This is a genomic window from Pectinatus frisingensis, assembly GCF_015732285.1.
Lineage (GTDB): Bacteria > Bacillota > Negativicutes > Selenomonadales > Selenomonadaceae > Pectinatus > Pectinatus frisingensis.
This window is the reverse complement of sequence record NZ_WIQU01000054.1, coordinates 21492-45213: the sequence shown is the minus strand read 5'-3', so window position 1 is coordinate 45213 and position 23722 is coordinate 21492. Positions and strand designations below refer to the sequence as shown.

23 protein-coding genes, 2 riboswitches and 1 other annotated feature are annotated in these 23722 nt (G+C 41.3%); of the genes, 6 read left to right on the top strand and 17 right to left on the bottom strand.

What is annotated here, in order from left to right:
- Positions 1 to 4: 4 nt before the first annotated feature.
- The 4 genes from pyrE to pyrF all read right to left on the bottom strand — a co-directional run bounded on the left by pyrE (position 5) and on the right by pyrF (position 3607).
- The gene (gene pyrE, locus I6751_RS10115) at positions 5 to 580 is read right to left on the bottom strand and encodes an orotate phosphoribosyltransferase (RefSeq protein ID WP_196591240.1); all 576 of its coding nucleotides are present in this window, start codon (positions 578 to 580) and stop codon (positions 5 to 7) included.
- A gap of 96 nt (positions 581 to 676) precedes the next feature.
- Positions 677 to 1996, bottom strand: a complete 1320-nt coding sequence (locus tag I6751_RS10110; protein WP_196591241.1) for a PepSY-associated TM helix domain-containing protein — start codon at positions 1994 to 1996, stop codon at positions 677 to 679.
- Positions 1997 to 2102: 106 nt separating this feature from the next.
- A riboswitch (cobalamin riboswitch) is annotated at positions 2103 to 2271 on the bottom strand.
- A 19-nt stretch (positions 2272 to 2290) separates the two neighbouring features.
- On the bottom strand, positions 2291 to 2854 hold the full coding sequence (locus tag I6751_RS10105; protein WP_196591242.1) for a Maf family protein: 564 nt from the start codon (positions 2852 to 2854) through the stop codon (positions 2291 to 2293).
- A 39-nt stretch (positions 2855 to 2893) separates the two neighbouring features.
- Positions 2894 to 3607, bottom strand: a complete 714-nt coding sequence (gene pyrF / locus I6751_RS10100; protein WP_196591243.1) for an orotidine-5'-phosphate decarboxylase — start codon at positions 3605 to 3607, stop codon at positions 2894 to 2896.
- A 133-nt stretch (positions 3608 to 3740) separates the two neighbouring features.
- On the opposite strand from pyrF, the gene I6751_RS10095 reads away from it, so the two are divergent.
- Together I6751_RS10095 and I6751_RS10090 are read left to right on the top strand one after the other, a co-directional pair.
- The gene (locus tag I6751_RS10095; RefSeq protein WP_196591244.1) at positions 3741 to 4208 is read left to right on the top strand and encodes a YbaK/EbsC family protein; all 468 of its coding nucleotides are present in this window, start codon (positions 3741 to 3743) and stop codon (positions 4206 to 4208) included.
- 119 nt (positions 4209 to 4327) lie between these two features.
- Complete coding sequence (locus I6751_RS10090) at positions 4328 to 5083, top strand: sulfite exporter TauE/SafE family protein (RefSeq protein WP_196591245.1); 756 nt, start codon at positions 4328 to 4330, stop codon at positions 5081 to 5083.
- Between the two features lie 179 nt (positions 5084 to 5262).
- Here the strand turns inward: I6751_RS10090 and trpA are convergent, their stop codons facing one another.
- From trpA to I6751_RS10060, 6 genes are read right to left on the bottom strand one after another with little or no spacing between them, the layout of a single operon-like run.
- Entirely contained in the window at positions 5263 to 6045 is a 783-nt protein-coding gene (gene trpA / locus I6751_RS10085) for a tryptophan synthase subunit alpha (RefSeq protein WP_196591246.1), read from the bottom strand.
- A complete protein-coding gene (gene trpB / locus I6751_RS10080) occupies positions 6038 to 7225 on the bottom strand; it encodes a tryptophan synthase subunit beta (protein ID WP_196591247.1) in 1188 nt (395 codons plus the stop codon). The genes trpA and trpB overlap by 8 nt, the downstream gene beginning before the upstream one ends.
- Complete coding sequence (gene trpCF / locus I6751_RS10075; RefSeq protein WP_196591248.1) at positions 7226 to 8623, bottom strand: bifunctional indole-3-glycerol-phosphate synthase TrpC/phosphoribosylanthranilate isomerase TrpF; 1398 nt, start codon at positions 8621 to 8623, stop codon at positions 7226 to 7228.
- Positions 8624 to 8628: 5 nt separating this feature from the next.
- On the bottom strand, positions 8629 to 9639 hold the full coding sequence (gene trpD, locus I6751_RS10070; protein WP_196591249.1) for an anthranilate phosphoribosyltransferase: 1011 nt from the start codon (positions 9637 to 9639) through the stop codon (positions 8629 to 8631).
- Positions 9639 to 10217, bottom strand: coding sequence for an anthranilate synthase component II (locus tag I6751_RS10065; protein WP_196591250.1), 579 nt, complete (start codon positions 10215 to 10217; stop codon positions 9639 to 9641). The genes trpD and I6751_RS10065 overlap by 1 nt, the downstream gene beginning before the upstream one ends.
- The gene (locus I6751_RS10060; RefSeq protein WP_196591251.1) at positions 10217 to 11695 is read right to left on the bottom strand and encodes an anthranilate synthase component I family protein; all 1479 of its coding nucleotides are present in this window, start codon (positions 11693 to 11695) and stop codon (positions 10217 to 10219) included. Before I6751_RS10060 ends, I6751_RS10065 begins: the two co-directional genes overlap by 1 nt.
- Before the next feature lie 62 nt (positions 11696 to 11757).
- Positions 11758 to 12004 (bottom strand) — a binding site (T-box leader).
- A gap of 208 nt (positions 12005 to 12212) precedes the next feature.
- Here I6751_RS10060 and I6751_RS10055 point away from each other — a divergent pair.
- Together I6751_RS10055 and I6751_RS10050 are read left to right on the top strand one after the other, a co-directional pair.
- Complete coding sequence (locus tag I6751_RS10055) at positions 12213 to 12524, top strand: ArsR/SmtB family transcription factor (RefSeq protein ID WP_414153175.1); 312 nt, start codon at positions 12213 to 12215, stop codon at positions 12522 to 12524.
- Positions 12525 to 12543: 19 nt separating this feature from the next.
- Positions 12544 to 13395: a C40 family peptidase gene (locus tag I6751_RS10050; RefSeq protein WP_196591253.1), complete on the top strand. Its 852-nt coding sequence runs from the start codon at positions 12544 to 12546 to the stop codon at positions 13393 to 13395.
- 135 nt (positions 13396 to 13530) lie between these two features.
- Here the strand turns inward: I6751_RS10050 and I6751_RS10045 are convergent, their stop codons facing one another.
- The 3 genes from I6751_RS10045 to I6751_RS10035 form a co-directional block, all read right to left on the bottom strand.
- Entirely contained in the window at positions 13531 to 13767 is a 237-nt protein-coding gene (locus I6751_RS10045) for a hypothetical protein (RefSeq protein WP_182187611.1), read from the bottom strand.
- A gap of 484 nt (positions 13768 to 14251) precedes the next feature.
- Positions 14252 to 14427, bottom strand: a riboswitch (cobalamin riboswitch).
- Between the two features lie 151 nt (positions 14428 to 14578).
- Positions 14579 to 15760 carry an iron-containing alcohol dehydrogenase gene (locus I6751_RS10040; RefSeq protein WP_196591254.1) on the bottom strand — a complete coding sequence of 394 codons (1182 nt, stop codon included), beginning with the start codon at positions 15758 to 15760 and terminating at the stop codon, positions 14579 to 14581.
- A 189-nt stretch (positions 15761 to 15949) separates the two neighbouring features.
- Positions 15950 to 16642, bottom strand: coding sequence for an SDR family NAD(P)-dependent oxidoreductase (locus tag I6751_RS10035; RefSeq protein ID WP_196591255.1), 693 nt, complete (start codon positions 16640 to 16642; stop codon positions 15950 to 15952).
- A gap of 277 nt (positions 16643 to 16919) precedes the next feature.
- On the opposite strand from I6751_RS10035, the gene I6751_RS10030 reads away from it, so the two are divergent.
- Together I6751_RS10030 and I6751_RS10025 are read left to right on the top strand one after the other, a co-directional pair.
- Positions 16920 to 17342 carry a MerR family transcriptional regulator gene (locus tag I6751_RS10030; protein WP_196591256.1) on the top strand — a complete coding sequence of 141 codons (423 nt, stop codon included), beginning with the start codon at positions 16920 to 16922 and terminating at the stop codon, positions 17340 to 17342.
- Positions 17323 to 17850 carry a nitroreductase family protein gene (locus I6751_RS10025; protein WP_196591257.1) on the top strand — a complete coding sequence of 176 codons (528 nt, stop codon included), beginning with the start codon at positions 17323 to 17325 and terminating at the stop codon, positions 17848 to 17850. Before I6751_RS10030 ends, I6751_RS10025 begins: the two co-directional genes overlap by 20 nt.
- A gap of 102 nt (positions 17851 to 17952) precedes the next feature.
- Here the strand turns inward: I6751_RS10025 and hydF are convergent, their stop codons facing one another.
- The 4 genes from hydF to I6751_RS10005 form a co-directional block, all read right to left on the bottom strand.
- Complete coding sequence (gene hydF / locus I6751_RS10020; RefSeq protein WP_196591258.1) at positions 17953 to 19164, bottom strand: [FeFe] hydrogenase H-cluster maturation GTPase HydF; 1212 nt, start codon at positions 19162 to 19164, stop codon at positions 17953 to 17955.
- Between the two features lie 12 nt (positions 19165 to 19176).
- Positions 19177 to 20595 carry a [FeFe] hydrogenase H-cluster radical SAM maturase HydG gene (gene hydG, locus I6751_RS10015; RefSeq protein ID WP_196591259.1) on the bottom strand — a complete coding sequence of 473 codons (1419 nt, stop codon included), beginning with the start codon at positions 20593 to 20595 and terminating at the stop codon, positions 19177 to 19179.
- 122 nt (positions 20596 to 20717) lie between these two features.
- Positions 20718 to 22454: an NADH-dependent [FeFe] hydrogenase, group A6 gene (locus tag I6751_RS10010; protein WP_196591260.1), complete on the bottom strand. Its 1737-nt coding sequence runs from the start codon at positions 22452 to 22454 to the stop codon at positions 20718 to 20720.
- A 2-nt stretch (positions 22455 to 22456) separates the two neighbouring features.
- On the bottom strand, positions 22457 to 23710 hold the full coding sequence (locus I6751_RS10005; RefSeq protein WP_196591261.1) for a complex I 51 kDa subunit family protein: 1254 nt from the start codon (positions 23708 to 23710) through the stop codon (positions 22457 to 22459).
- Between the last annotated feature and the right edge of the window lie 12 nt (positions 23711 to 23722).

Below are 23722 nucleotides of genomic sequence, written 5' to 3'. Positions count from 1 at the left end.
AACATTATTTACCGGTGCGGCCGCGCCTAGTCATCGGCACATTATTCTTACAAAGCGGACAATCTTCCGGTTTATATGTTTTCACTTCAAGGTTGAGCAACGCTTTATGAGGAACATCACCAAAATCAGCTTTACCGCCGCTTCTGTCCACCAGCAGACCCACACCGACCGGTACTGCGCCTTCACTTTTAACAACATCTATAACTTCTTTAACTGAACCACCGGTAGTAACTATATCTTCAACAACAAGTACACGTTCACCCTTTTGTAATGAAAATCCTCGGCGAAAAGCCATCCTGCCATCGACGCGTTCTGTAAAAATAGCTCGTGTTCCCAAAGCTTTGCCAACTTCATGCGCTAATAAAATTCCGCCTGTCATCGGTCCCACTACCGTTTGTATATTTTTATCAGCAAATTGCGCCGCAATCTCCCGGCATAAGGCTTCCGTATATTCAGGATGCTGCAATACATTGAACTTTTCTACATATATAGGACTATGCAGCCCCGATGTCAGCAAAAAATGCCCTTCCATTATGGCATTGGTTTTCAAAAGTAAATTTTTTACTTCCTGTTCAGTCATTAGCATATCTCTCCCATACTTCATTTATGCCATTATATCATTCTGCCCTATTTTTGTCATGCTATAAGCAGATGTTATCGCTGACCACCAAAAGTTTTAAAGATTATTTTGTTTATACCATTGATACAAGCAAAGTAATCCTGCAGCCAACCATGCAATTATACCAGGCATATCGTATTCAGACCCATATAATGGCAGCACCATTCCCATTGCACTCAAAACAAACAATGCTATCGGCATTTTCCAAACAATATATTTTGTCATATCTGTTCTTCTGCTTTTATTGTTTTTCTTTGACATTTTTCGTCTGCGTTTCCACCAACCGATAATTCCCGATATAATCACTATAATAGTTGCGATATCTAAAATTGCCCAAATTATTTTCAAATAAAAATTATCATGATTGTGAATATGAAGATCCAATGCTGCGGCAGCAACAGATAAATATATTGGCAGCGGTCTCGTAAAATATTGCAGTCTTCCTTGTTCATCAGTCCCAACAAAAACCATCTGTCCCATAAAATCAGCAGGCATCTTCTTAGCCTGTGTTAAATAAAAAACGTAGCGTGAATGATTTGTCAGCCAATCCGGAGTATCCACCGATAAAATATATTTTTGGGGAAACTGTTGCTGCACATAATTCACAGTTGCGGTAAATTCTACATTTTGTCCCTGCACCGTTTTTGGTAAATTCTGTAATGCTTCAGCTCGTGTATCACTTATATATGTCCCATATCCCAGCGAAAAAACTACTATCATGACACCACTGAAACAAAGCACTCCTGCCCACACACCAGTTACTATTCCCAAAAATTTATGCCAGCCGAACCACTTTACCGTAGCATTGTCGTCATCTATCCGGCCAAATTTTATTTTTTTCGTAAATGGTGCATAAATAATTACTCCCGATATAACCGAGAACAGGCTCATCAGACACATCATTCCCAAAAATATCATGCCGCCCTTGCCCAGTCCCATATACATATGAAGTCTATGCATTATATGCATGAATTTACTTATAAACGAATACCGTACCGACTCGCCATGCCAGTTTTGCAGTGATTTAGTATCGGGATAATAACTGATTTGTTCTCCACCCATACTAAGCCGTGCATCAACAACTTTAGTACTATTTTTATCTTGAATACGATACAATAACCGGCCTTTATCCGGCATAACTGAAACAGCTTTTATCGTCTTATCAGGATACTTATCCTTTACCAGTCGAAATCCATCTGCTGCATCATTCCATATTGACTGATATTCCAAAGTGCGATGTTCCATTGGTTTATGTAAAAGATTATAATTATATATTTCCGCCTTAAATAATAACGGCAATCCCGTCACACAAAGCAGCAGAAAAAATATCATGCAAATCAAACTTATCCATCGGTGCAGCTTATACCAATACCGCAATATTTCATCTCCCTTATTTTTATAAAAAACAAACCAATTCCCGAAAGAATTGGCTATTATCCCTTAATAAGCAAGACAATCCCCTCCCCATCGCTCGCGGGTAATAATGGTGATTTTTAAACAGGCAGTTCTCCTGACTCAGGTTCATAGCTACGACACTCCTTCCCGGTAAAACCAGTGGTATTTGTGCCAGCTCCCCTTACAGTGGCGGGACCGTGCCGGCTTTTACCGGCTTCTCTATTAAGTCTTGCAACACCTGTCCATAGATATGCATTTTTTGTTATCTGCTATTAATTAACCTTCACTTAATAATAACCCAGCCTTAGCACTCAATTCATACAATTTCTGCAAAGGCAACCCAACTACATTAGAATACGAACCATTTATGCCTTTAATGAAAACAGCACATTTACCTTGAATAGCATAAGCTCCTGCCTTATCCAACGGTTCGCCGGTCAACACATATTTATGTATTTCATTGTTTGTCATGGCCGCCATTTCCACTTGAGTAACCGCCATATCCTGCCAGCATTCATCATTATATACTAAAGCAATCCCAGTATAAACCTCATGCGTTCTGCCCGCTATTTTCCCAAGCATGGCAGCAGCTTCTTCAGTATCTGCCGGTTTGCCGTAAATTCTATTATCCAATGCAACGATCGTATCTGCCCCGATTATCCATGTGTCTTTATGTTTTGCCGCAATATTTGCAGCTTTCATTCTTGCATTTACCATTACCAATTCTTCTGGTGCACCGGTTTTCACTTCATCTGTATCAGAAGATTCACAAATAAATCTACAGCCTATCTGTTTTAATAATTCCCGCCGCCGCGGCGATTTTGATGCTAATATAATCATTTTTCCCTCTCAATCCTAAATTATTATACCAATAACCTGTTAAACAGCAGCTATTTCTGCCAAAATACTATCAACCGCTGCCTTGGGATTTGGTGCAGCATAAATAGGTCTGCCGATTACCAGCTGGCTGGCTCCATTTCTTAAAGCTTCAGCCGGAGCAGCGACACGGCTTTGATCATTATTTGCCGTTCCCCGCGGCCTGACTCCTGGTGTGACAATCATAAAATCCCTGCCACAAGCTTTTCGTATCATCGCCGCTTCCCGCGGTGAAGCTACAACGCCATCCAGTCCTGCCCGCTGCGATAATTTTGCCAGATTGACAACCTGTTCGGCAATTGGCATCGTCATGCCGAGGCTACGCCAGTCGGTCTCGTTCATACTCGTCAGAACAGTTATAGCTATCAGTTTTGGCGGCCTGACTCCCGCAGCATGGGCAGCTTCTTTTATCCGCTGCGCCGCCTGACTCAGCATTGTAAATCCTCCAGAGGCATGAACATTAAAAATATCGACTCCAAATTTCATTAAAGAAATCAATCCTTCAGCAACAGTGTTGGGAATATCATGCAATTTCAAATCAAGAAAAATCCGCTTATTTTTACTCTTCAAGTAAGTTATTACCTGCGGACCAACAGCATAAAAAAGTTCCATACCGACTTTATAAAAAATTATACTGTCCCCTAATTGCCCGACCAGCGCCTTAACTTCATCCAATGTACGCACATCAAGCGCTGCAATGATTCTTTCGTCAGCCATACTATTCTCCTTTAAAACAAATCCATTAATACCGTCATTTATTATAGCACAGCTGCACTACTCTGCCCAACCTTTACACTTAAACATTTTCGCACTATAATAGTTAACATATTTAATTTTAGGAGGCAGTATAATGTCTATTGATAAGGTAAAAAACTATTTTTCCCAATATGATAAAGAAAATGATATCAAAGAATTTCCCGTGTCAAGTGCAACCGTACCTGAAGCGGCTCAAGCATTAGCCTGTGAAGAAGCCCGCATCGCCAAAACCCTCTCGTTAAAATTAAATGACGCTGCTATATTAATCGTCATGGCTGGTGATGCTAAAATTGACAATCACAAATACAAACAAGCTTTCGGCAAAAAAGCCATCATGTTGAAATTTGATGAAGTAGAAACAATGACAGGCCATCCAGTCGGTGGTGTATGTCCATTTGCCGTCAATCCCGATGTAAAAACCTACCTTGACGAATCACTTAAACGGTTTTCTACTGTTTTTCCTGCCTGCGGCAGTGCCAACAGCGCAATTGAACTCACCATTGATGAATTGTCCAAGTATTCTAATGCCGTCCGCTGGGTCGATGTAGCAAAGATATTATAGCCCATAAATACATCACTTAACCACCAAATAGTTAAAATTTGCTTAAAAAGTAACTAAATTTACAAAATGCTATTAATTCAGTACAAAACATTACATATATTATATGAAGGGATTTATTTATGTTATTTATTGCGATGCTGCTTTTAGGAATGACGATTGGGTTCGTCGGTGCAGGTGGAGCCGGTGTCACTATTACTCTGCTCACTGTCGGATTCGGCGTACAAATTCACGCAGCTTTGGGGATAGCTCTATCAACAATGATGTTTACTACATTTTCCGGAGCCGTAAGTCATCTTCGCGAGGGCAATATCAACCTGAAAACAGGATGCACCGTCGGTATCGGCGGTGCAATCGGTGCTTTTATCGGAGCCAATATTTCCAATTATATGCCTTCAGCCGATCTAAAAACAGCGACAGCAGTAATGATGCTGCTATCGGCATTATTATTATACTTGCGGTTGTTCCACGCCCAATACATCAATATTTTTCATCTGCGCACAACTTTTTTAACCGGCTGGCACTTCTGGCTGCTGGCCATCATAACCGGCATATCCAATGGAGTTTTATCCGGAGCCTTCGGCATTGGTGCCGCAGCTTTTATCCAGCTTAGCTTGTTATTGATATTTGGGCTGTCTTTATATCAGTCGGTCGGTACAACAATGTTGGTAATCATTCCGATATCAGCTTTCGGCGGCCTTGGTTACTTAATTGCCGGCCATCTCGATTTCAATTTATTTATTCAGACACTGCTGGGATTAATGATTGGTTCTTTCATCGGTGCCAAGTTCACGCGCTTGGTTCCACCTTCCCTGTTAAAAATATTCATGGTCCTGATGCCGGTTCTCGGTGGACTTATTCTAATGCTTTGCAATTAATTTTTAAAAATATTTTACCATTAGAACCGAATTTATTCAATTCGGTTAATTTTACTATTTTTAGTCACAAATTTCTATACAGCTGGAAATGCGGATAAAAAGCCATTGCCAAACGGCGGTGTACCTTATAAAGTAAGGTACACCGCCGTTATGCCATTCTCCTATTCCATTCATAACAACTATTGAGCCGCTTTCACCACTGCTTTCTTCATCTTCCTTACATATTCCCCGACCGGTCCTGGTGCGTTCTTACCATACTTAGCAACAAGCTTGACAATTGCACTGCCAACAATGGCAGCATCGGCCGTTGCCGCTGCTTTTTGCGCCTGGTCAGGTGTAGAAATACCAAAACCAATACCGATTGGCAGATTTGTATTTTCCCTGATGATTTTTACAATATCATCAAGATTGGTCGTAATTTCACTCCTTACTCCAGTAACACCCAACGATGAAACCAGATAAATAAATCCTTGCGCTTTCCTTGCAATCATCCCGACCCTTTGTGCAGAAGTAGGTGCTATCAGTGAAATCACCTCTACCCCTTCCTTATTGGCATACTCGAAGAATTCATCCTTTTCTTCATATGGAATATCAGGAATTATTACTGCACTCACATTTACTTCATTACATCTGGCAAAAAATTTTTCTTTGCCATAAGCAAATAATAAATTAGCATATGTCATAAATGCGATCGGTGTATTGACCCGCTGGCGTACGGTTTTCAACATGGCAAAAATGCCATCTGTTGTCGTTCCATTATCCAAAGAACGCTTGCTGGCCTGTTGTATAACCGGACCTTCAGCCACCGGATCGGAAAAAGGAATTCCCACTTCTATAAGGTCAGCACCATTTTGTGCCATTGCTGCAATCAATTTTTCTGTTGTTGCTAAATCAGGATCTCCCGCTGTTATAAAAGCAATAAATGCTTTTTCATTTTTGAATGCATCTTGTATTTTAGTCATGTATATCGATCCCCCTATAACGTGCTATTGCTGCCACATCTTTATCCCCGCGTCCCGACAGACAAACAATGACTATTTTATCTTTGTCAAGCTGCGGCGCCAACTTGATTGCATGAGCTACGGCGTGAGCGCTCTCAATTGCCGGAATTATTCCTTCAACCTGTGACAGATACTCAAAAGCCTCTACGGCTTCATCATCAGTCACCGCAACATATTCAGCACGTCCGGTATCATGCAGGTATGCATGTTCCGGCCCTATGCCCGGATAATCAAGTCCTGCCGAAATGGAATAAACCGGTGCTATCTGTCCATATTCATCCTGACAGAAATATGATTTCATTCCATGGAAAATACCTTCAGTTCCTGTTGTCAGTGTTGCGGCATGTTTTCCGGTTTCTATGCCCCGACCGGCAGCCTCACAGCCGATAAGCCGTACACTTTTATCGTTGATAAAATTATAAAACATTCCCATGGCATTGCTGCCGCCGCCTACACAAGCCATGACCACATCCGGCAGACGTCCTGCCGCTTCTAATATCTGCTGTCTGGCTTCTTTACTTATCACACTTTGAAAATCTCTTACAATAGTCGGAAAAGGATGCGGTCCCATCACCGACCCCAGCACATAATGAGTATCATCAATGCGCCTGGTCCATTCCCGCATCGTTTCATTGACAGCATCCTTAAGTGTTTGAGTGCCGCTTGTCACCGCATGGACTTTAGCCCCCAAAAGCTTCATGCGGTAGACGTTAAGCCGCTGTCGGTCAGTATCTTCTTTACCCATGAATATCTCGCATTCCATCCCCATGAAAGCTGCTGCCGTGGCTGTGGCTACACCATGTTGTCCGGCTCCGGTTTCGGCAATAACCCTTTTTTTGCCCATTTTTTTTGCCAACAATATTTGTCCCAGTGCGTTATTTATTTTATGCGAACCTGTATGATTGAGATCTTCACGTTTAAGATAAATTTGTGCACCGCCAAGATCTTTTGTCATGCGTTCAGCATAGTATAACAGTGATGGTCGGCCGGCATAAGTTTTCAGCAGGTCATCCAATTCCTCTATAAACGCTGGATCGTTCTTATATTTTTTATAGGTTTCTTCCAATTCTATTACAGCATTCATCAGGGTTTCCGGTATATACTGGCCGCCGTGGATGCCAAATCTTCCTTTTGTTCCCATTTATTTCAATCTCCTTATAATCGCCATTATTTCTTTGATCTTTGCAGTGTCCTTAATGCCATCTATCTCTACGCCGCTGTTTATATCCACTCCCCATGGATCAACACCTCTTATTGCCCGCACGATATTGATGCTCTTCAATCCGCCTGATAAAACAAACGGCCTGTTTAATCCCTTGAGTACCGACCAATCAAAACTTCTGCCGGTTCCTCCGGCCAGTTTATCGCAAAAGGTATCAAACAACAGCATATCAGCTGATGAATTCCGCCATTTTTCAATATCTCCACTGTTTTTCACCCGAACAACTTTCCAAACATCGCAACCAGAAGCCTGCTTTATCTGATTGATATCCTCCTCCGTCTCATCCCCATGCAGCTGTATGACATCAAGTGCCAGCACATGCGCTATATCAACTATAGTTTTGGGTACTTCATTGACAAAAACTCCCACCGTATCAATTGACGATGCAAGCACTTTTTTTATTGACTGAGCCAAGGGCGGTGTTATCCGCCTTTTACTGGGGGCAAATATAAAACCGGCATAATCCGGTTGCACCATATTTAAAATATCTGCATCTTCCATACGTGTTATCCCGCAAAATTTAACACGAGGCATTTTTACAGAGCCATATAACCGGGTCAGTTCTTTTACCTTATCTTGACTACGCATTAAAGCCTCACCGATCAAAGCTGCCTGCACGTTATTTTTACGCAGGTGCTCAATATCTTCAGCTGTTTTTATACCGCTTTCCGATATAAAAATAATGTCGTCCGGCACTTTATGACGCAGTTTTATACTATTATTTATATCTACACTAAAATCACGCAAATCACGATTATTAACACCAATCACCCGTGCTCCCGCTGCCAGTGCTTTATCCACTTCAGCAACATCATGCGCTTCTATCAAACAAGAAAGACCCAGTATATCTGCTATTTTGCGAAAATGCTGCAACTGTTCTAAAGAAAGCAAAGCACAAATCAGCAGCACTGCACCGGCGCCCAGCAGTGCCGCTTCATATATTTGATATTCATCAATAGTAAAATCCTTGCGCAATACCGGAATATCAACTGCTGCCGCAATTTCCTGTAAATAACTGTCACTACCCATAAAAAATTCTGGTTCCGTCAATACCGATACAGCTGCCGCACCCGCTTTTTCATAATCGACGGCAATTTGCAAATAGGGAAAATCACGGGCTATTATACCTTTGGAAGGCGACGCTTTCTTTACCTCACAAATGAATGATAAATCATCACTGCTTAATACCTGTTCAAAAAGAAACGGCCGTGCATTTTTTTTGCTAAGCGCTGCTGTTTTAATTTCTTCTAATGGTTTTTGCATTTTGCATTTTTCCACTCTCAATCGCGTTTTAGCAGCTATCTCTTGCAAAATCATCAACATCACACCTCATTAGTATTTTTTATGAACTGCTGCATTTTTTGATAAGCAGCACCACTGTCTATTATGTCAGCAGCTTTCTTCACACCAGCGGTTATATCATTAACCTGCCCGGCAAGATATAATGACATTCCTGCATTGAGCAATACAGTGTCACGCTTAGCACCCTTTTCCCCTTGCAGCACAGTCCGGCTTATCCTGGCATTTTCGACTCCGACACCACCGATCAACGCATCGCGGGCAGCATACACCATCCCATATTCAACCGGATCTATCTGATAATCGGAAAACTTGCCATTATTGACCTCACACACCATGGTCTTGCCGCAGGCAGTTATTTCATCAAGTCCGTCACCATACACAACTGCCCCTCTTTTTACCCCCAATTTGTTTAATACTTTAGCCATTGGATGCACGAGAGCCGCATCGTATACTCCCATAAGCTGGATATTAGCGGCCGCCGGATTACTCAACGGTCCTAAAATATTAAATATCGTCCGTACTCCCAATTCCTTCCGTACCGGTGCCGCATATTTCATTGAAGCATGATAAACCGGTGCATACATAAAGCACATCCCTATTGTGTCCAGCATCTTTTCATTTTGCACGGCATCGAGTTCAATCCGTGCTCCCAATGATTCCAGACAATCAGCCGCACCGCATTTGCTCGACACACTACGGTTACCGTGCTTGGCCACAGTGACTCCGTCGGCCGCAATGACAAAAGACGCTGTAGTAGAAATATTAAATGTATTGGCTTCATCACCGCCTGTACCGACTATTTCCAATACGTCGGATGCGCTATGCTTAACAGGATGGCATTTTGCCCGCATTGCTGCTGCACAGGCAGCAATTTCATCAACAGTTTCTCCCTTTAACCGCAGTGACGTCAAAAAACCGCCAATCTGCGCATTTGTTGCCTTGCCTTCCATTATTTCCAGCATGGCATCATTAGCCATTTTATAATCAAGATTATTGCCGTTTACCACTTCATATATAGCTTCTTTTATCATTACATTGCACCGCCTATCTGTAAAAAATTTTCCAAAATACGTTTCCCATTAAAAGTAAGAATTGACTCAGGATGGAACTGCAGGCCAAATATTGGATACTGCCGGTGCCGCATTGCCATCACTTCACCGTCATCCGTCTGTGCCGTTACTATCAATTCTTCAGGCATAGTGTCTTTCTCAACAGCCAGCGAATGATAACGTGCCGCCTCAAATTGCCGTGGCAGTCCGTTAAATATCGGCATATCATTGGTAATTGTAACCATGCTTTTTTTACCATGCATAATCTTTTTTGCATAACCTATCTTCGCCTTAAATGTTTCTCCAATTGCCTGATGACCCAGACATACCCCCAGTATTGGTATATACTTTCCCAATGTGCGTACCACGGCTTCGCATATACCAGCATTGGCCGGGCGACCCGGCCCTGGAGACAAAACTATCTGCTGCGGCGCCATTTTTTTTATCTCATCCAAGCTTAATTCATCATTGCGTATAACCTTAATATCAGCACCAATCTCACCAAGCAGCTGATAAAGGTTATAAGAAAAGCTGTCGTAATTATCAATTAGCAATAACATTATTCACACACCTCCTGTGCTTTCTCAATTGCTTCAATCATCGCTCTGGCTTTATTAAGCGTTTCTGTGTATTCTGTCTCAGGGACACTGTCAAATACCACCCCGCCGCCAGAGCGGACATAAACATTTCCGTCATAGGCTGCCGCCATTCGTATACCGATACATATATCCATATTACCGGTAAAATCTATATAGCCGACAGCACCGCCATAAATGCCACGCACACTTTTTTCTGTTTCATGCAATATCTGCACAGCCCTTACTTTAGGCGCCCCTGATAATGTTCCTGCCGGCAATGTAGCCGCGATGGCATCAAGTGCATCCTTATCCGAACGTATTTTCCCCGTGACAGTGGAAGTTATATGCATCACATGGGAAAATCTTTCAATTTTATGGAAATTGCTTACTTTTACCGAACCAAATTCACTTATTTTCCCCAAATCATTTCTGCCAAGGTCGACCAGCATATTGTGCTCGGCCAGTTCCTTTTCATCTACGCACAGCTTTTTTTCCAACGCTGCATCCTCTGCCTTGTCTTTTCCTCGCGGCATTGTTCCGGCTATCGGGAAAGTAGCCAGCCGTCCGTCTTTCAACTTGACCAACGTTTCCGGTGAAGCTCCGGTCAATTCTATCTGCCGGCCGCTCAAATAAAACATATATGGTGACGGATTAGTCGTGCGCAATACTCTGTAAGCATTCAATAAACTGCCGCTGAATCCGGCCATACGGCAATTGGAGGGAACCGCCTGAAAAATATCACCTTCTTTTATATACGTTTTAATTTTTCCCACCAATTTTTCATATTCCGCAGCTGGCATTTCACTGGTAAATCCTGTAGTCAATCTACCAGCTTTACCTTTATACGGCTGGCCATTTTCTACCAAATCAGCCAATTTATCAAGCTGCTGCCCAGCTTTTTCATAATTTGCCACGATATCATCAGTACGAATATTAACAATCAGAAATATCTTCTGCCGCAGATTGTCAAAAGCTATAATTTTATCAAATAGCATCAGATCAACATCATTTAAATCCTGCCGCTTATCAGTAAAATCAAGCTTTTTTTCGCTGTAGCGTATATATTCATAGGCAAAATAACCGATAAGGCCACCGGTCAACGGTGGTAAAAAAGAAAAATGCGGACTTTTGTAATTATGCAATATCTTGCGTATTACCCCCGCAGGGTCATCAGTGTGAAACCGCTGTTCATTGATACCTTTTTTAATAGTCATTTGATGATTTTTGCATTTTATCTCCATGGAGGGATCAAAACCCAAAAATGAATAACGCCCCCATTTTTCACCACTCTCCACACTCTCCAGCAAAAAACAGCAGTCACTGACATTTTTCATTGCCTGAAGCACCGCTATCGGAGTTTTAATATCGGCAAACAATTCCCGGCTGACCGGCATAATATCATATGAGCCAGTCTGGGCAGCCGCCTGCAATTCTGCTAAACCAGGTCGATAATCAATCATCAGCAAACATCTCCTCAAAGTAAAAACAATAAAAAAATACCCGCCCAAAGACAAATTATTTTGTCAAGGACGAGTATGTATTTACTCGCGGTGCCACCTTGCTTGGAAAGAATTTTCCCTCTCATGCAGAATACCAACATATTCCTCACAAATAACGCATGTGCTGCGTCATAGAATACTCGATAAATTTCTTTATCTTTGACTATGCCCTCTGCGGTCCATTTAATACTCTGCGTCCTGCCATTTCTCAGCAACAATGGCTCTCTGTAAGTGCACGATGTATTTTTATCTCCGCATCAGTGGTTTATTTAAGGCGAATATTAATTTTGAAATTCATTCTACTATCTTGTTGTAATATTGTCAAGTATATTTTGCAAATTTTATTTTGTCGCCACTGGAAAATTCTGTTATACTATATTCAAATACATTAACTTTTCAATAACGGAGCGTCACCATGTCAAACGAACAGAATAACAAAGACTGTGATATGTGCGATATTTACCACGTACATCAAGACATGGTAAATAAATCAAAATTACATCTTTTGGATAATGCCACCACCGTACGCTTATCCGAAACTTTTAAGTTGCTGGGAGATCCTACCCGCATAAAAATACTGACCATCTTATCCAATGATGAAATGTGTGTCTGTGATATAGCTGCAACACTACAAATGGGCCAATCGGCCATTTCCCATCAGCTGCGTCTTCTGCGCGGTGCCCGGCTGGTAAAATTTCGTCGGGAAGGCAAAGAAGCCTGGTACTCACTTGATGATAACCATGTTGTCGTCCTCTTAAATCAAGGTTTACAGCATATATTGCATAACTGATTAAGCGAGGTTTTCTGCCATGAGTAAATCAATCAATCTTATCGCCGGCATTTTTATTGCAGTTTCTTTTTTCTCTTCCACTGCCAATGTCGTATCGGCAGCTCCTATCTTAAAACTTCATGCCGAAGGACATGATGTACGGCTTTTACAGCAATTACTGCAAAAGCGTGATTATACTGTCAACGTAACCGGTATTTTTGATGAAACCACTCAATCTGCAATCAAGGCCTTTCAAACCGATAATCATTTGCCTGCTACCGGCATTGTCGACCACCAGACCTGGTGGTCTTTAAATGGAACCAGACCATCCACCAACATCCCGGCTGTTACTCCTACACCCAGACCGGCATCGCCGCTTGTTGCAGGTATTCCAGTGAGAAAACCAGCCATTCTACCCGCCAGCCGGCCGGCTGAAAATTCTCAAGTTCCACAATCGGAAGAAAGTGCCATAGCGACTATACGAAACCAACGCGTTACTGAAACAGCTCCATTTTTACCCGGTAATAAGGCAGCCGCCATAGTCTCAACCGCTAAAAAATACATAGGCGTTCCATATATATATGGTGGTGCCACGCCCAAGGGGTTCGACTGTTCCGGCTACCTGCAGTATGTCTTTAAACAAAATAATTTTATAATTCCCCGGACTGCCGATGCCCAATACGAAATAGGCAGAAAGTTGCCCGTCAGCCAGCTGCAGGCCGGCGACCTGGTATTTTTCTCTACTGATGCCAAGGAAGTCAGCCACTGCGGCATATATCTTGGTGACGGACAGTTCATCCATGCCTCAACCAGTAAAGGGGTACGCATTGACCGCCTTGATAACACTTATTGGCAAAAATACTTTATCGGCGGTAAACATATCGTAAAATAAATATTATATATTAACTACCGTCTTATGAAAAGCGCAATATAGTCAATGATTTTAAACAAAATATGCCGGATGATATATTTGCAAATTCTGCAAACATATCATCCGGCATATTAATATTATCCATAACCATCAAAATCAAGTATTTTTAGCTATTATAGCACCGACCACCGCACCGACTATGGCAGCCGTTGTCACTTCACCAGTAGAATGACCTTCATTATTTTGGGGCGGCGGATCGCGCCGCGGTTCTTCATGACGATGCGGCGGCCATTCATGAGGATGGGCCTCCGCCAAGGTAGTTCCCAGTAAGCCTACTGACATGAACGAAATAAGCACGAACGCTGCTAATTTTTTTATCTTTGTCTTGAACATTTTCCTCACTCTTTCTGTAAATATTTGCTTACTATCTATAAAAAGATTATAGCACTGCTGCTATTGGAAAATGTGACAACATTGTAACATTTTTATGATATTTTACATAATATCTTTCTGCATGTGACCTATTATCATACAGGACCGTTTTTCACAACTCTCCGACATATTGCATAAACCGTATCTGCTACTATATCTGCCGGCACAGGCAAATTTTTACGGTTCGCTTTTCATCATCCAGCACCGCTTTTTTTGCTATAAAGCGTATGTTCTTCTATTGCATATTCATGTTCATTTAATTTAAAAACCATATGTATCTCACTATAATGTATCTGGTCATTATTTCCCAGTTTATCATTGTAATAGGTATCATATTTTTGAGCCGTTCAGCCAATTTAATGAACGCAACTTAAATAGACCTCTTTATACACATTTTATAATATGTCGGCCTTGCTGTATCTATCCATCTGTCTCTCGCAAATTTACATGGATGCTGAAAACAGTCGGTGCTCCGTCTCAGTACCAAAACTCACTGCCCCTTTGCAAGAGGTTCCCCTTAAGGATTGGCAGACAAGCTACGCCTCACGGCTGCGGGACAGCTCCGGCTTTATACCAGATTCCCTATTAGTCCTTGCGGACACCGGCTTCATCTGATATTAAATTGCAATGGACTGCCGGAAAGATCGATTCTCCGGCAACCACTATTTTAATCATGGTAATACTATATATATCAGTATTACATTACATAAAATCAAGTTCAATATAAAGTGTTTATTTTTAATGAATATTACATATTGCCTAATTGATTTTATCAAAAGTCAATTATTGTTCCATAATAGACTGCCTTCAGCAGTTTTTTCATCTGTTCTTCGTCAATATGCCGTGGGTTACTGGGTGTACAGGCATCTTTCACAGCTGCTTTAGCCACATAATCAAGCTTTTGCAAAAATTCTGATTCATTAACCCCGAATTCTTTTAAAGTATGTGGTATATTTAGTTTCTTATTATATTCACGCAATTTAGTACAAAGTGCTGTTATGCTCGCCTGATCATTGCTTTTGCCGATGCCGAGCCGTCCGGCAATTTCGGCATAACGTACAGCAGCAGCTTTTTCTTTGGCGTTATAAGCAATAACATACGGCAAATAAACCGCATTGGCACAACCGTGTGGAATATGCCCGGTACTGTATGCCGGACCGGTCTTGTGCGCCATTGAATGAGTGATTCCCAGTAGGGCATTACTAAAAGCCATACCAGCCATACACTGTGCATAATGCATTTGTTCGCGCGCTTTTTTATCTCCGGCATAAGAAGCCTCGAGGTATTTATCCACAGTTACGACAGCCTGCATTGCCAACGTATCTGTAAATGGCCCATTCATCAACGACACATATGCTTCAATGGCATGTGTAAGTGCATCCATGCCCGTATATGCGACTAACTTAGGCGGCATTGTTTCGGCCAATGCCGGATCAACTATAGCAATATCCGGTGTAATATTAAAATCCGCCAATGGATATTTTATCCCTTTTTCATTATCGGTAATCACAGAAAAAGCCGTGACCTCAGTTCCTGTTCCCGAAGTAGACGGAATGGCAAGGAATTTAGCCTTTTTACGCAGCACAGGAAAAGAAAATGGCTTAATTATATCTTCAAATTTAACATCCGGATATTCATAAAATACCCACATTGCCTTGGCCGCATCAATAGGCGAACCACCCCCCATAGCAATAATCCAATCCGGACCAAAATCCAGCATTTTTTGGGCTCCGTTCATAACAGTTTCTACAGAAGGATCCGGTTCCACTTTTTCAATAAGGGTCGTTTCTATATTTGCTTCTTCTAAATAGTCCAACACTTTATCAACAAAGCCAAAACGTCGCATCGAGCCGCCGCCCAAAACCAACACAGCTTTTTTCCCTTCAAGGTTTTTCAGTTTCGACAGGGAATTTTCTCCCCAGTAAATATCTCTTGGTAATGTAAATCTCCTCATGTTCAACCTTCCCTTACTAAAAACATTATATTGTTAAAAATTGCATATTTAAATTTATAATATTTATTATATAATATTTTTAGTTTATCTACAAGGAATTTTCATATTTTTAATACAATAGTAAAGCATCTGTAAATTATAACAATAATTTACAAAATACTCTAATCATACGTATGTGATTTCCAAGCTTTACCACCTTACTGTCTTGTCAAATCGGTCAAGATAACGTAAACCGCGTCTGCCTTCCTGCACAACTATCGTATCAACAATATCGGTGATTACCTCATCAATGGTAAATGTTGCACAGGTTCCTCCCATATCAGTTTTTACCCAGCCAGGAGCCAGCAGTAGCAGTGCATAATCTTCGCCCCGGCGGGTGGCAAAACTGCGCATTGCCATATTTAATGCCGCTTTACTGGCCCGATATACTTCAAATTCACCTGTCTCATTGTTACCAATACTGCCCTGTCCTGATGACATAACCCCTATAGTTCCGCCCGGTCGGACTTTTCCTCTGAGTTGCTCTACTGTCCGCATCACACATAAAACATTGGTTATCATAATCTTGATAAATTTCTCTGCAGACACTTCACCCATGGTTTCATAACGCTCATTTGTAATACCTGCACTTACAAAAAGAACATCAAACTGTTCATCAATGGTATTATCTTTGATAGCCGCTATCTGTTCTGGTAAAGTAATATCAAGATATTTAATTTCAAGCCGTTTTTTATATTGCCCGATTAACGCCTGCAATCCCGCACCGCTTTTGCTGCGCACCGTCCCAGTCACCTGCCAGCCGCGTTCTAAAAGTTCTTTTGCTATTGCCAGTCCCAGCCCGCGCGATGCCCCGACAATCAACGCTGATTTTTGTTTCTCCATGTCACATTCCTGCTTTCCTTTTTACAACATTCATTCCATCATTTTCCGTTGTCTAAGTTCGTATAACTGTATTTTCTCGTTATAAAACTAATAATATCCCATTTTGTTTACAATATCTTGATATATAAAATACTCTTTAAATGCTATAATGCCACAAAGTCACTCCTTTATGATTGATTTTTCAATAACCGCTATGTCTTTACAATACCTCCTTTTTATGATACGCTCATTTTAGAACATTCGAGCAACACGAAGTCAAGCATTTTTAAGGAGAATTATGTATACTATTAAAGAAGTATCACAAAAAACCCATTTGACTCCTTATACCATTAGATTCTATACCGATAAAGGTCTCGTACCGAATATACAACGTAATAAAAACAACACCCGCCTGTTTAATGAAGAATCTATTGGATGGTTAATCAGGGTAAAGTATCTTAAAGACTGCGGTATGCCAATAAAAGTCATCAAACACTATGTTGATTTGTATCTGGAGGGAACTGACTCCCTGCTGCCGCGATATAAAATTATTTTAGAATACACCCATCTGGCTCAAAAGCAGCTTGAAGATGCTAAAAAACGAGTCAAATTCATGCAGCATAAGGTGAAGCACTATACCGAACTCATAAATAAAACTAATGGCAATACATCAGATATCATTAATACAAAGGAGTGTCTTCATGACAACTTTATCCGATAATATATTGACCCGCAGGAGCATTAGATCTTATGAACCTAAGGCAGTCAGTTCCGAAGCCATCAAAACAATGTTAAATGCGGCAATCTGGGCTCCTTCCGGTAACAACCTCCAACCTTGGAAATTTTCTGTGATTATGGAAAATAAAAAATTGCTGGATAAAATTGCTTCCCTATCAATATATCAAAACTGGATAAAAACGGCTCCCTGCCTGATTGCTGTTTTTCTTGATCACGCCAGTATCATGACTAACATCACAATTCCCAAGTTATATATAAAACACGTGCAGGCTATCGGTGCCGCTTTGCAGAATATGCTGCTGACAGCCAATGATCTGGGTCTGGGGACTTGCTGGATCGGTGAAATATTAAAAAACGAAGAAGAAATAAAAATTCTTTTAAATGTACCAGCCGGGTATGAATTGATGGCTGTCGTCTCTGTCGGTTATCCTAAAATTGTTTCCAAAGGACAACGCAAACCGCTGGATCAGGCAATCATTGATTGGCAATAATTCTTAAAATATATTCATATTCGTCTTAAATAAAACAATACGCCGGCGGGAAATTATTAAACTTCCCGTCGGCGTATTGTTTTTACTATTATCTTATAAAAATCAGCAAAAAATATTATATTTTTTATCGACATCAGCAAAAATCTGTACTGAACGCTTCAATATTCCATTCATATACGCTATGGCTGTACCGTAATTAGTCATGGATATATTCTGCTGCCCGGCACATTTCAAACGATACTGCATTTCTTTTTCATTAAGCATGCAGCCACCGCAATGTATTATTAGTTTATATGATGTTAGATCTTGAGGAAACTGCGTACCGCTGGAAAAAATAAACTGTGGTGTTTTTCCACTATATTTTTTTATCCAATGTGGCAGTTTCACCGTTCCAATATCATCACACTGACGATGGTGTGTACAACCTTCCGAAATCAATATTTTATCATCATCCTGCAGCCCATCAAGTAATTTTACGGCCTGCATCTGTGTCAGCAGATTTCCTTTATAACGGGAAAATAAAATAGAAAATGATGTCAACGATACATTATCCGGTGTCTGCCTCGCAACATTTGCAAAAGCCTGACTATCGGTAATTACCATTTTGGGCTTTTCCCTGAGTCCGGCAATTACCCTGCCCAATTGGCTGTCCTGTGTCATTACTGCTGTGGCTCCAATATCCAGCAATTCCCTTATGGTCTGCTGCTGCGGCAGTATCAGCCGTCCTTTAGGTGCTGCCTTATCAATCGGTATCACTAAAATAACTGTGTCACCGGCAGCCACTATATCTTTAAGCAGTGTTTTCCCATCATCACATCGTATTAAATGTGCCAGCCGTTCCTTTAATTCAAATATGCCGTCATTGTTTTTAGCACTGATAAGTACGCCATGCTGTGAATCAATGGTTCTAGCCGGTGTACCTAAATCACTTTTATTATATGCTATAACGTAAGGTATCTGCTGTGCCTTAAACAATTCCAGCATATCTTTGTCAGCCGTCGTTAAGGGATCCACAGCGTTTACGACCAGCACCGCTATATCGGTTTTGTGCAGCACTTGTTTCGTTTTTTCCACACGCAGTCTGCCAAGTGTTCCCTTGTCATCAATTCCCGGTGTATCAATAATCGTCACCGGACCGAGTGGTAAAAGTTCCATTGCTTTATACACCGGATCAGTCGTTGTTCCTTTTACCTCGGAAACTATAGCTATATTTTGATTGGTGACAGCATTCATAACACTGGACTTACCGGCATTTCTCACGCCAAAGAAGGCAATATGTGTACGATTTGCTGAAGGTACAGCATTCAAATCCATAAAAAACTCCTTTTAAAAACGAAAATCTCTTGCCCCATTTTCAATGAGCTGCAATTCATCTACGACCTTATTGCGAACACTATCGTTGCCGATATTGTTTATTTGCCTGGTGATAACGCTTAATCCCAAGTCTTTAGTCGCCGGTGACGCATAATCGCACAGATACTCCTTAAGCGTCAATAAAGCATTAGGCAGACAGCAATTCAAAATCTGTTCACTTTTGCAGATGCTCATAAATCTGTCACCAACCCGGCCGGCACGATAACATGCCGTACAAAAGCTAGGTACATAATCAAGCTGCATGAGCCAGTCAACAACTTCGTCCAAAGAACGATTGTCACTGACATCAAACTGCTTAGAGTTATCCTCTGCCTTTTCTTCTTCTGCGTAGCCACCTACACTTGTTCTCGAACCACCGCTTATCTGTGAGATACCAAGATCAAGCACCTTTTCACGACATTGTTGGTTTTCTCTGGTTGAAACTATCATACCGGTATAAGGCACAGCTATCCTGATACAAGCTACTATTTTGGCAAAAGTATCATCCGATATCCCATTATCAAATGCAGCCGGATCAATGTCATCAGCTTTTCTAATACGTGGCACGCTTATTGTATGTGGTCCTACACCAAAGCGTGCTTCCAAATGTTCGGCATGCATCAGCAGACCGGCAAATTCATATCTGTAAGTTGATAGTCCAAACAGCACACCACAGCCGACATCGTCTATGTCGCCCTGCATCGCCCGATCCATTGCTTCAGTATGATAATCATAATTATGCTTTGGGCCGGTCGGATGCAGCTTTTCATAATTTTTCTTGTGATATGTTTCCTGGAAAAGTATATATGTCCCTATTTCCGCTTCTTTGAGCATACGGTACTCTTCCACAGTAGTCGCTGCGATATTTACATTAACTCGGCGAATAGCACCATTCTTATGTTTTATATTATATATGGTATTAATACTGTCCAATATATACTCGATTGGATTATTCACCGGATCTTCACCACATTCGATTGCCAGTCTTTTATGCCCCATATCCTGCAATGCGATTACTTCTTCTTCTATTTCTTTTTGCGTCAGTTTGCGTCGACAGATATGTTTGTTTTTGGCATGATATGGACAATATACACAACCGTTCACACAGTAGTTTGACAAATAAAGCGGCGCAAATAAAACAATACGATCTCCATAAAAATCTTCTTTTATTCTCTTAGCCAATTTGAATATCTGCTGATTGAGTTCAGGTATATCACAAGCCAGCAGTACTGAAGCTTCCCGATGGGAAAGGCCTTTATTTTTATGTGCTTTTTCCAAAATTATTTCTATCAGCACCCGATTATGTTTATTTTTCTCTGCATAATCCAAAGTTTCCATAATTTCTTCATCATTGATAAAATCATCAGCATGTTCTGATTTGGGATTGTACAAAAAATCGTCTTCTTTCTTAAAATTACTATATTATCTCTCACTGCGGCAGAAAAGATATATACAGATTACTACAATGTTTACTCCCATTTATCGCTATTTCAAAATATTACTGCACAATGCCCTCAAAAATCAAACTCTTTTGTCCTTGCCTGATAGCACGTATGCAAAAGCTGATGTGCCTTGTCACTGCCGGGGCTTACCAAAAATTCAGCATACAGTTTTTTCAAATATGGATTTTCATGTGACCGGCGTAGTTTACTGCTACGGTCAATTTCATATAGAGCGCTCATTCGTTTCTTAGTAGCAGCGAAAGTCGTGGTGACTGGCTGACCGCCGCCTCCCACACACCCACCGGGACAGGCCATTATTTCTATAAAATCATAATCACACTGTCCGACCTGCAGTTTATTCATAACCAATGCTGCGTTTTTCAATGTGTGTACGACCGCTATTTTCAAATTGTATTTATCTATTTTCACCTGGGCTTCTTTTATTCCTTCAAATCCACGTACCGGAGTATACTCCAGCGTCGGCATTTCCCGTCCTGTCAGCCATTCATAAGCTGTGCGCAATGCAGCTTCCATAACACCACCGGTAGTACCGAAAATAGCACCGGCTCCTGTTGATTCCCCCATCGGATCATCAAATTCATCTTCTTGTAAATTAACAAAATCTATGCCTATATATTTTATTAATTTTATCAAACCACGAGTCGTTATAACCGCATCTGTATCAAAATTTCCATTTTTCCCCAGCTCCGGCCGCCTTGCCTCGTATTTTTTAGCAATACACGGCATAACTGCTACTGAAAAAATATTTTCCGGCGCAATTTTCTCCTGCCTGGCATATTGTGTTTTCAATACTGCAGAAAAAATCGACATAGGTGATTTGGTACTCGATAAATGTTCAATTTCACCCGGGTAATGCTTTTCAACAAAATTTACCCATGCCGGACAGCACGATGTTGTCATTGGCATTTTTCTATTATTTTTCAATCTGTCAATAAGTTCACATGCTTCCTCAGTTATAGTCAAATCAGCCCCATAGTTTGTATCGAACACTTTATCAAAACCAATCATCCGCAATGCAGCCACCATCTTTTTAGTGACTATGCTTCCATCGGGCAGGCCAAATGCATCTCCGAGTGCTACACGAACTGACGGCGCCGTCTGCACAATAACTTTTTTTGCAGGATCAAATATCGCATCCAGCACCTTATCAGTGTCATCTCTTTCCACTAACGCACCGACAGGGCAGACAACTGTACATTGTCCACACAAAACACAATCCGTTTTGGCAAAATCATCTTCATACGGCGTGGTAACTTTTAATCCCGTACTTCTCCCGGCAAAACCGATTGCTTCTATCCCTTGGACATCCTTACAGACACGTATACAGCGTCCGCATTTTACACATTTTTCCGGATCATGCACAAGGCTGGGATTGCCTGTTCGCACCGTCAGATGTTCAGCAACATGTGTCAGATTAGGACGCAGTATATTAAACCGACTGCACAGCTGCTGTAAAACACAATTACCATTGCGTGGACAGGTCAGACAGTTTTCTTCATGATCAGCCATAATTAACTGCAAAATTCCTCTTTGTGTATCACGCACTACTTTCGTGTCCGTAAATACTTCCATGCCCTCCCAACATTCTGTTGCGCAAGCTGCCAGAAGGCGCTTTTTACCAACCACTTCCACTGAGCAAATGCGGCAGCGTGCTTTAATCCGTTGGTCGGGATGATAACATAAATGAGGAATATCAATATGCAGCAGCCGGGCTGCTTCAAGTATCTTCGTGCCCTTGTGTACTCTTACCGGCATACCGTTTATTTTTAAATTAATCATATCTTCCATTATCATATGCCCCCTGCTGATTTTTTCACTGTAAAAACTTCAGGGAAAATAGTAAATGCTGATTTCAAGGCATTTTGCGCCGTTTCTCCCAATCCGCACAGAGATGACATCGGCATTACTGTGGCAAATGTTTTCATCGTTCTTATATCTTCATCAGTATGTATCCCATTCTTTATCTTTTCCAAAAATATTCTTATATGCCTGTTGCCTTCGCGGCAGGGTGTACACTGTCCGCAGCTTTCATGCAGAAAAAAATCCTGCGTATAACGTAAAAAATCAATTACACTCGTACGCTCATCTATCACTAAAACAGACCCTGAACCAATTATCAAATTATTTGCCGCAAATGATTCATAACTATACGGAATATCGAGAATCCTGTCATCAGAAATCTTCCCTGACGCTCCGCCAAACTGGATCAGCCGTATATTGCGTCCTTCCTGAACCCCGCCTGCCAAATCATAAATTATATCACGAATACTTATCCCAAAAGGTATTTCATATACTCCCGGCTTATTGACATTACCGCCCACACTAATGAGTTTAGTCCCAACGGATTCTTTCGTTCCCGCCTGCATATATGGCAGTGCGTTACGTAAAAGATGTGGTACGATTGATAAACTTTCCACATTATTGATGCAAGTTGGCCGTGCAAAAAGTCCGCTTTGCTTCATGAAGGGCGGTTTCATTCTCGGCCTGCCCGCTTTGCCTTCAATTGATCGTATCAATGCTGTTCCCTCACCGCAAACATAAGCTCCGGCCCCGCTATATAAGTGAATATTATAACTCCAGCCTGTACCCAAAATGTTTTTTCCCAAGAAGTCATGTTCTTCGGCCTGTTGTATTGCATTGATAATTCGTGGCCGCAGACAAGCATATTCGGCCCGCAAGTAAATGTATGCATCTTCCGCATTCACTGTCCATCCAGCAATTATTATCGCTTCTATCAAATTGAACGGATCATTTTTTATAAGTTCCCGATCCTTAAATGTGCAGGTTTCACCTTCATCGGCATTGCAGACAACGCAATGATGCGGCCGTTTTACAACCCGCGCTTGGGACCACTTTCTTCCCATGGGATATTCAGCCCCGCCGCGCCCCTTTATCTTAGCTTCAGACAACACAGCAGCAACGGCATCACCATCCATCGCAACAGCTTTTCTCAGTGCCTCAAACCCACCAATACTCATATAAGAATCTATTGATGAAATATCGTATTTACCAAAATTTTCCGTTATGTACTTAATATTTTCCATTGATATCCCTCG

What these genes read in the sequence shown, in the direction of transcription:
- pyrE (WP_196591240.1), bottom strand. Translation starts at nt 580, where the DNA reads ATGACTGAACAGGAAGTAAAAAATTTACTTTTGAAAACCAATGCCATA.
- I6751_RS10105 (WP_196591242.1), bottom strand. Translation starts at nt 2,854, where the DNA reads ATGATTATATTAGCATCAAAATCGCCGCGGCGGCGGGAATTATTAAAA.
- pyrF (WP_196591243.1), bottom strand. Translation starts at nt 3,607, where the DNA reads ATGGCTGACGAAAGAATCATTGCAGCGCTTGATGTGCGTACATTGGAT.
- I6751_RS10095 (WP_196591244.1), top strand. Translation starts at nt 3,741, where the DNA reads ATGTCTATTGATAAGGTAAAAAACTATTTTTCCCAATATGATAAAGAA.
- I6751_RS10090 (WP_196591245.1), top strand. Translation starts at nt 4,328, where the DNA reads ATGTTATTTATTGCGATGCTGCTTTTAGGAATGACGATTGGGTTCGTC.
- trpA (WP_196591246.1), bottom strand. Translation starts at nt 6,045, where the DNA reads ATGACTAAAATACAAGATGCATTCAAAAATGAAAAAGCATTTATTGCT.
- trpB (WP_196591247.1), bottom strand. Translation starts at nt 7,225, where the DNA reads ATGGGAACAAAAGGAAGATTTGGCATCCACGGCGGCCAGTATATACCG.
- trpCF (WP_196591248.1), bottom strand. Translation starts at nt 8,623, where the DNA reads ATGATTTTGCAAGAGATAGCTGCTAAAACGCGATTGAGAGTGGAAAAA.
- trpD (WP_196591249.1), bottom strand. Translation starts at nt 9,639, where the DNA reads ATGATAAAAGAAGCTATATATGAAGTGGTAAACGGCAATAATCTTGAT.
- I6751_RS10065 (WP_196591250.1), bottom strand. Translation starts at nt 10,217, where the DNA reads ATGTTATTGCTAATTGATAATTACGACAGCTTTTCTTATAACCTTTAT.
- I6751_RS10060 (WP_196591251.1), bottom strand. Translation starts at nt 11,695, where the DNA reads ATGATTGATTATCGACCTGGTTTAGCAGAATTGCAGGCGGCTGCCCAG.
- I6751_RS10055 (WP_414153175.1), top strand. Translation starts at nt 12,213, where the DNA reads ATGGTAAATAAATCAAAATTACATCTTTTGGATAATGCCACCACCGTA.
- I6751_RS10050 (WP_196591253.1), top strand. Translation starts at nt 12,544, where the DNA reads ATGAGTAAATCAATCAATCTTATCGCCGGCATTTTTATTGCAGTTTCT.
- I6751_RS10045 (WP_182187611.1), bottom strand. Translation starts at nt 13,767, where the DNA reads ATGTTCAAGACAAAGATAAAAAAATTAGCAGCGTTCGTGCTTATTTCG.
- I6751_RS10040 (WP_196591254.1), bottom strand. Translation starts at nt 15,760, where the DNA reads ATGAGGAGATTTACATTACCAAGAGATATTTACTGGGGAGAAAATTCC.
- I6751_RS10035 (WP_196591255.1), bottom strand. Translation starts at nt 16,642, where the DNA reads ATGGAGAAACAAAAATCAGCGTTGATTGTCGGGGCATCGCGCGGGCTG.
- I6751_RS10030 (WP_196591256.1), top strand. Translation starts at nt 16,920, where the DNA reads ATGTATACTATTAAAGAAGTATCACAAAAAACCCATTTGACTCCTTAT.
- I6751_RS10025 (WP_196591257.1), top strand. Translation starts at nt 17,323, where the DNA reads ATGACAACTTTATCCGATAATATATTGACCCGCAGGAGCATTAGATCT.
- hydF (WP_196591258.1), bottom strand. Translation starts at nt 19,164, where the DNA reads ATGGATTTGAATGCTGTACCTTCAGCAAATCGTACACATATTGCCTTC.
- I6751_RS10010 (WP_196591260.1), bottom strand. Translation starts at nt 22,454, where the DNA reads ATGGAAGATATGATTAATTTAAAAATAAACGGTATGCCGGTAAGAGTA.
- I6751_RS10005 (WP_196591261.1), bottom strand. Translation starts at nt 23,710, where the DNA reads ATGGAAAATATTAAGTACATAACGGAAAATTTTGGTAAATACGATATT.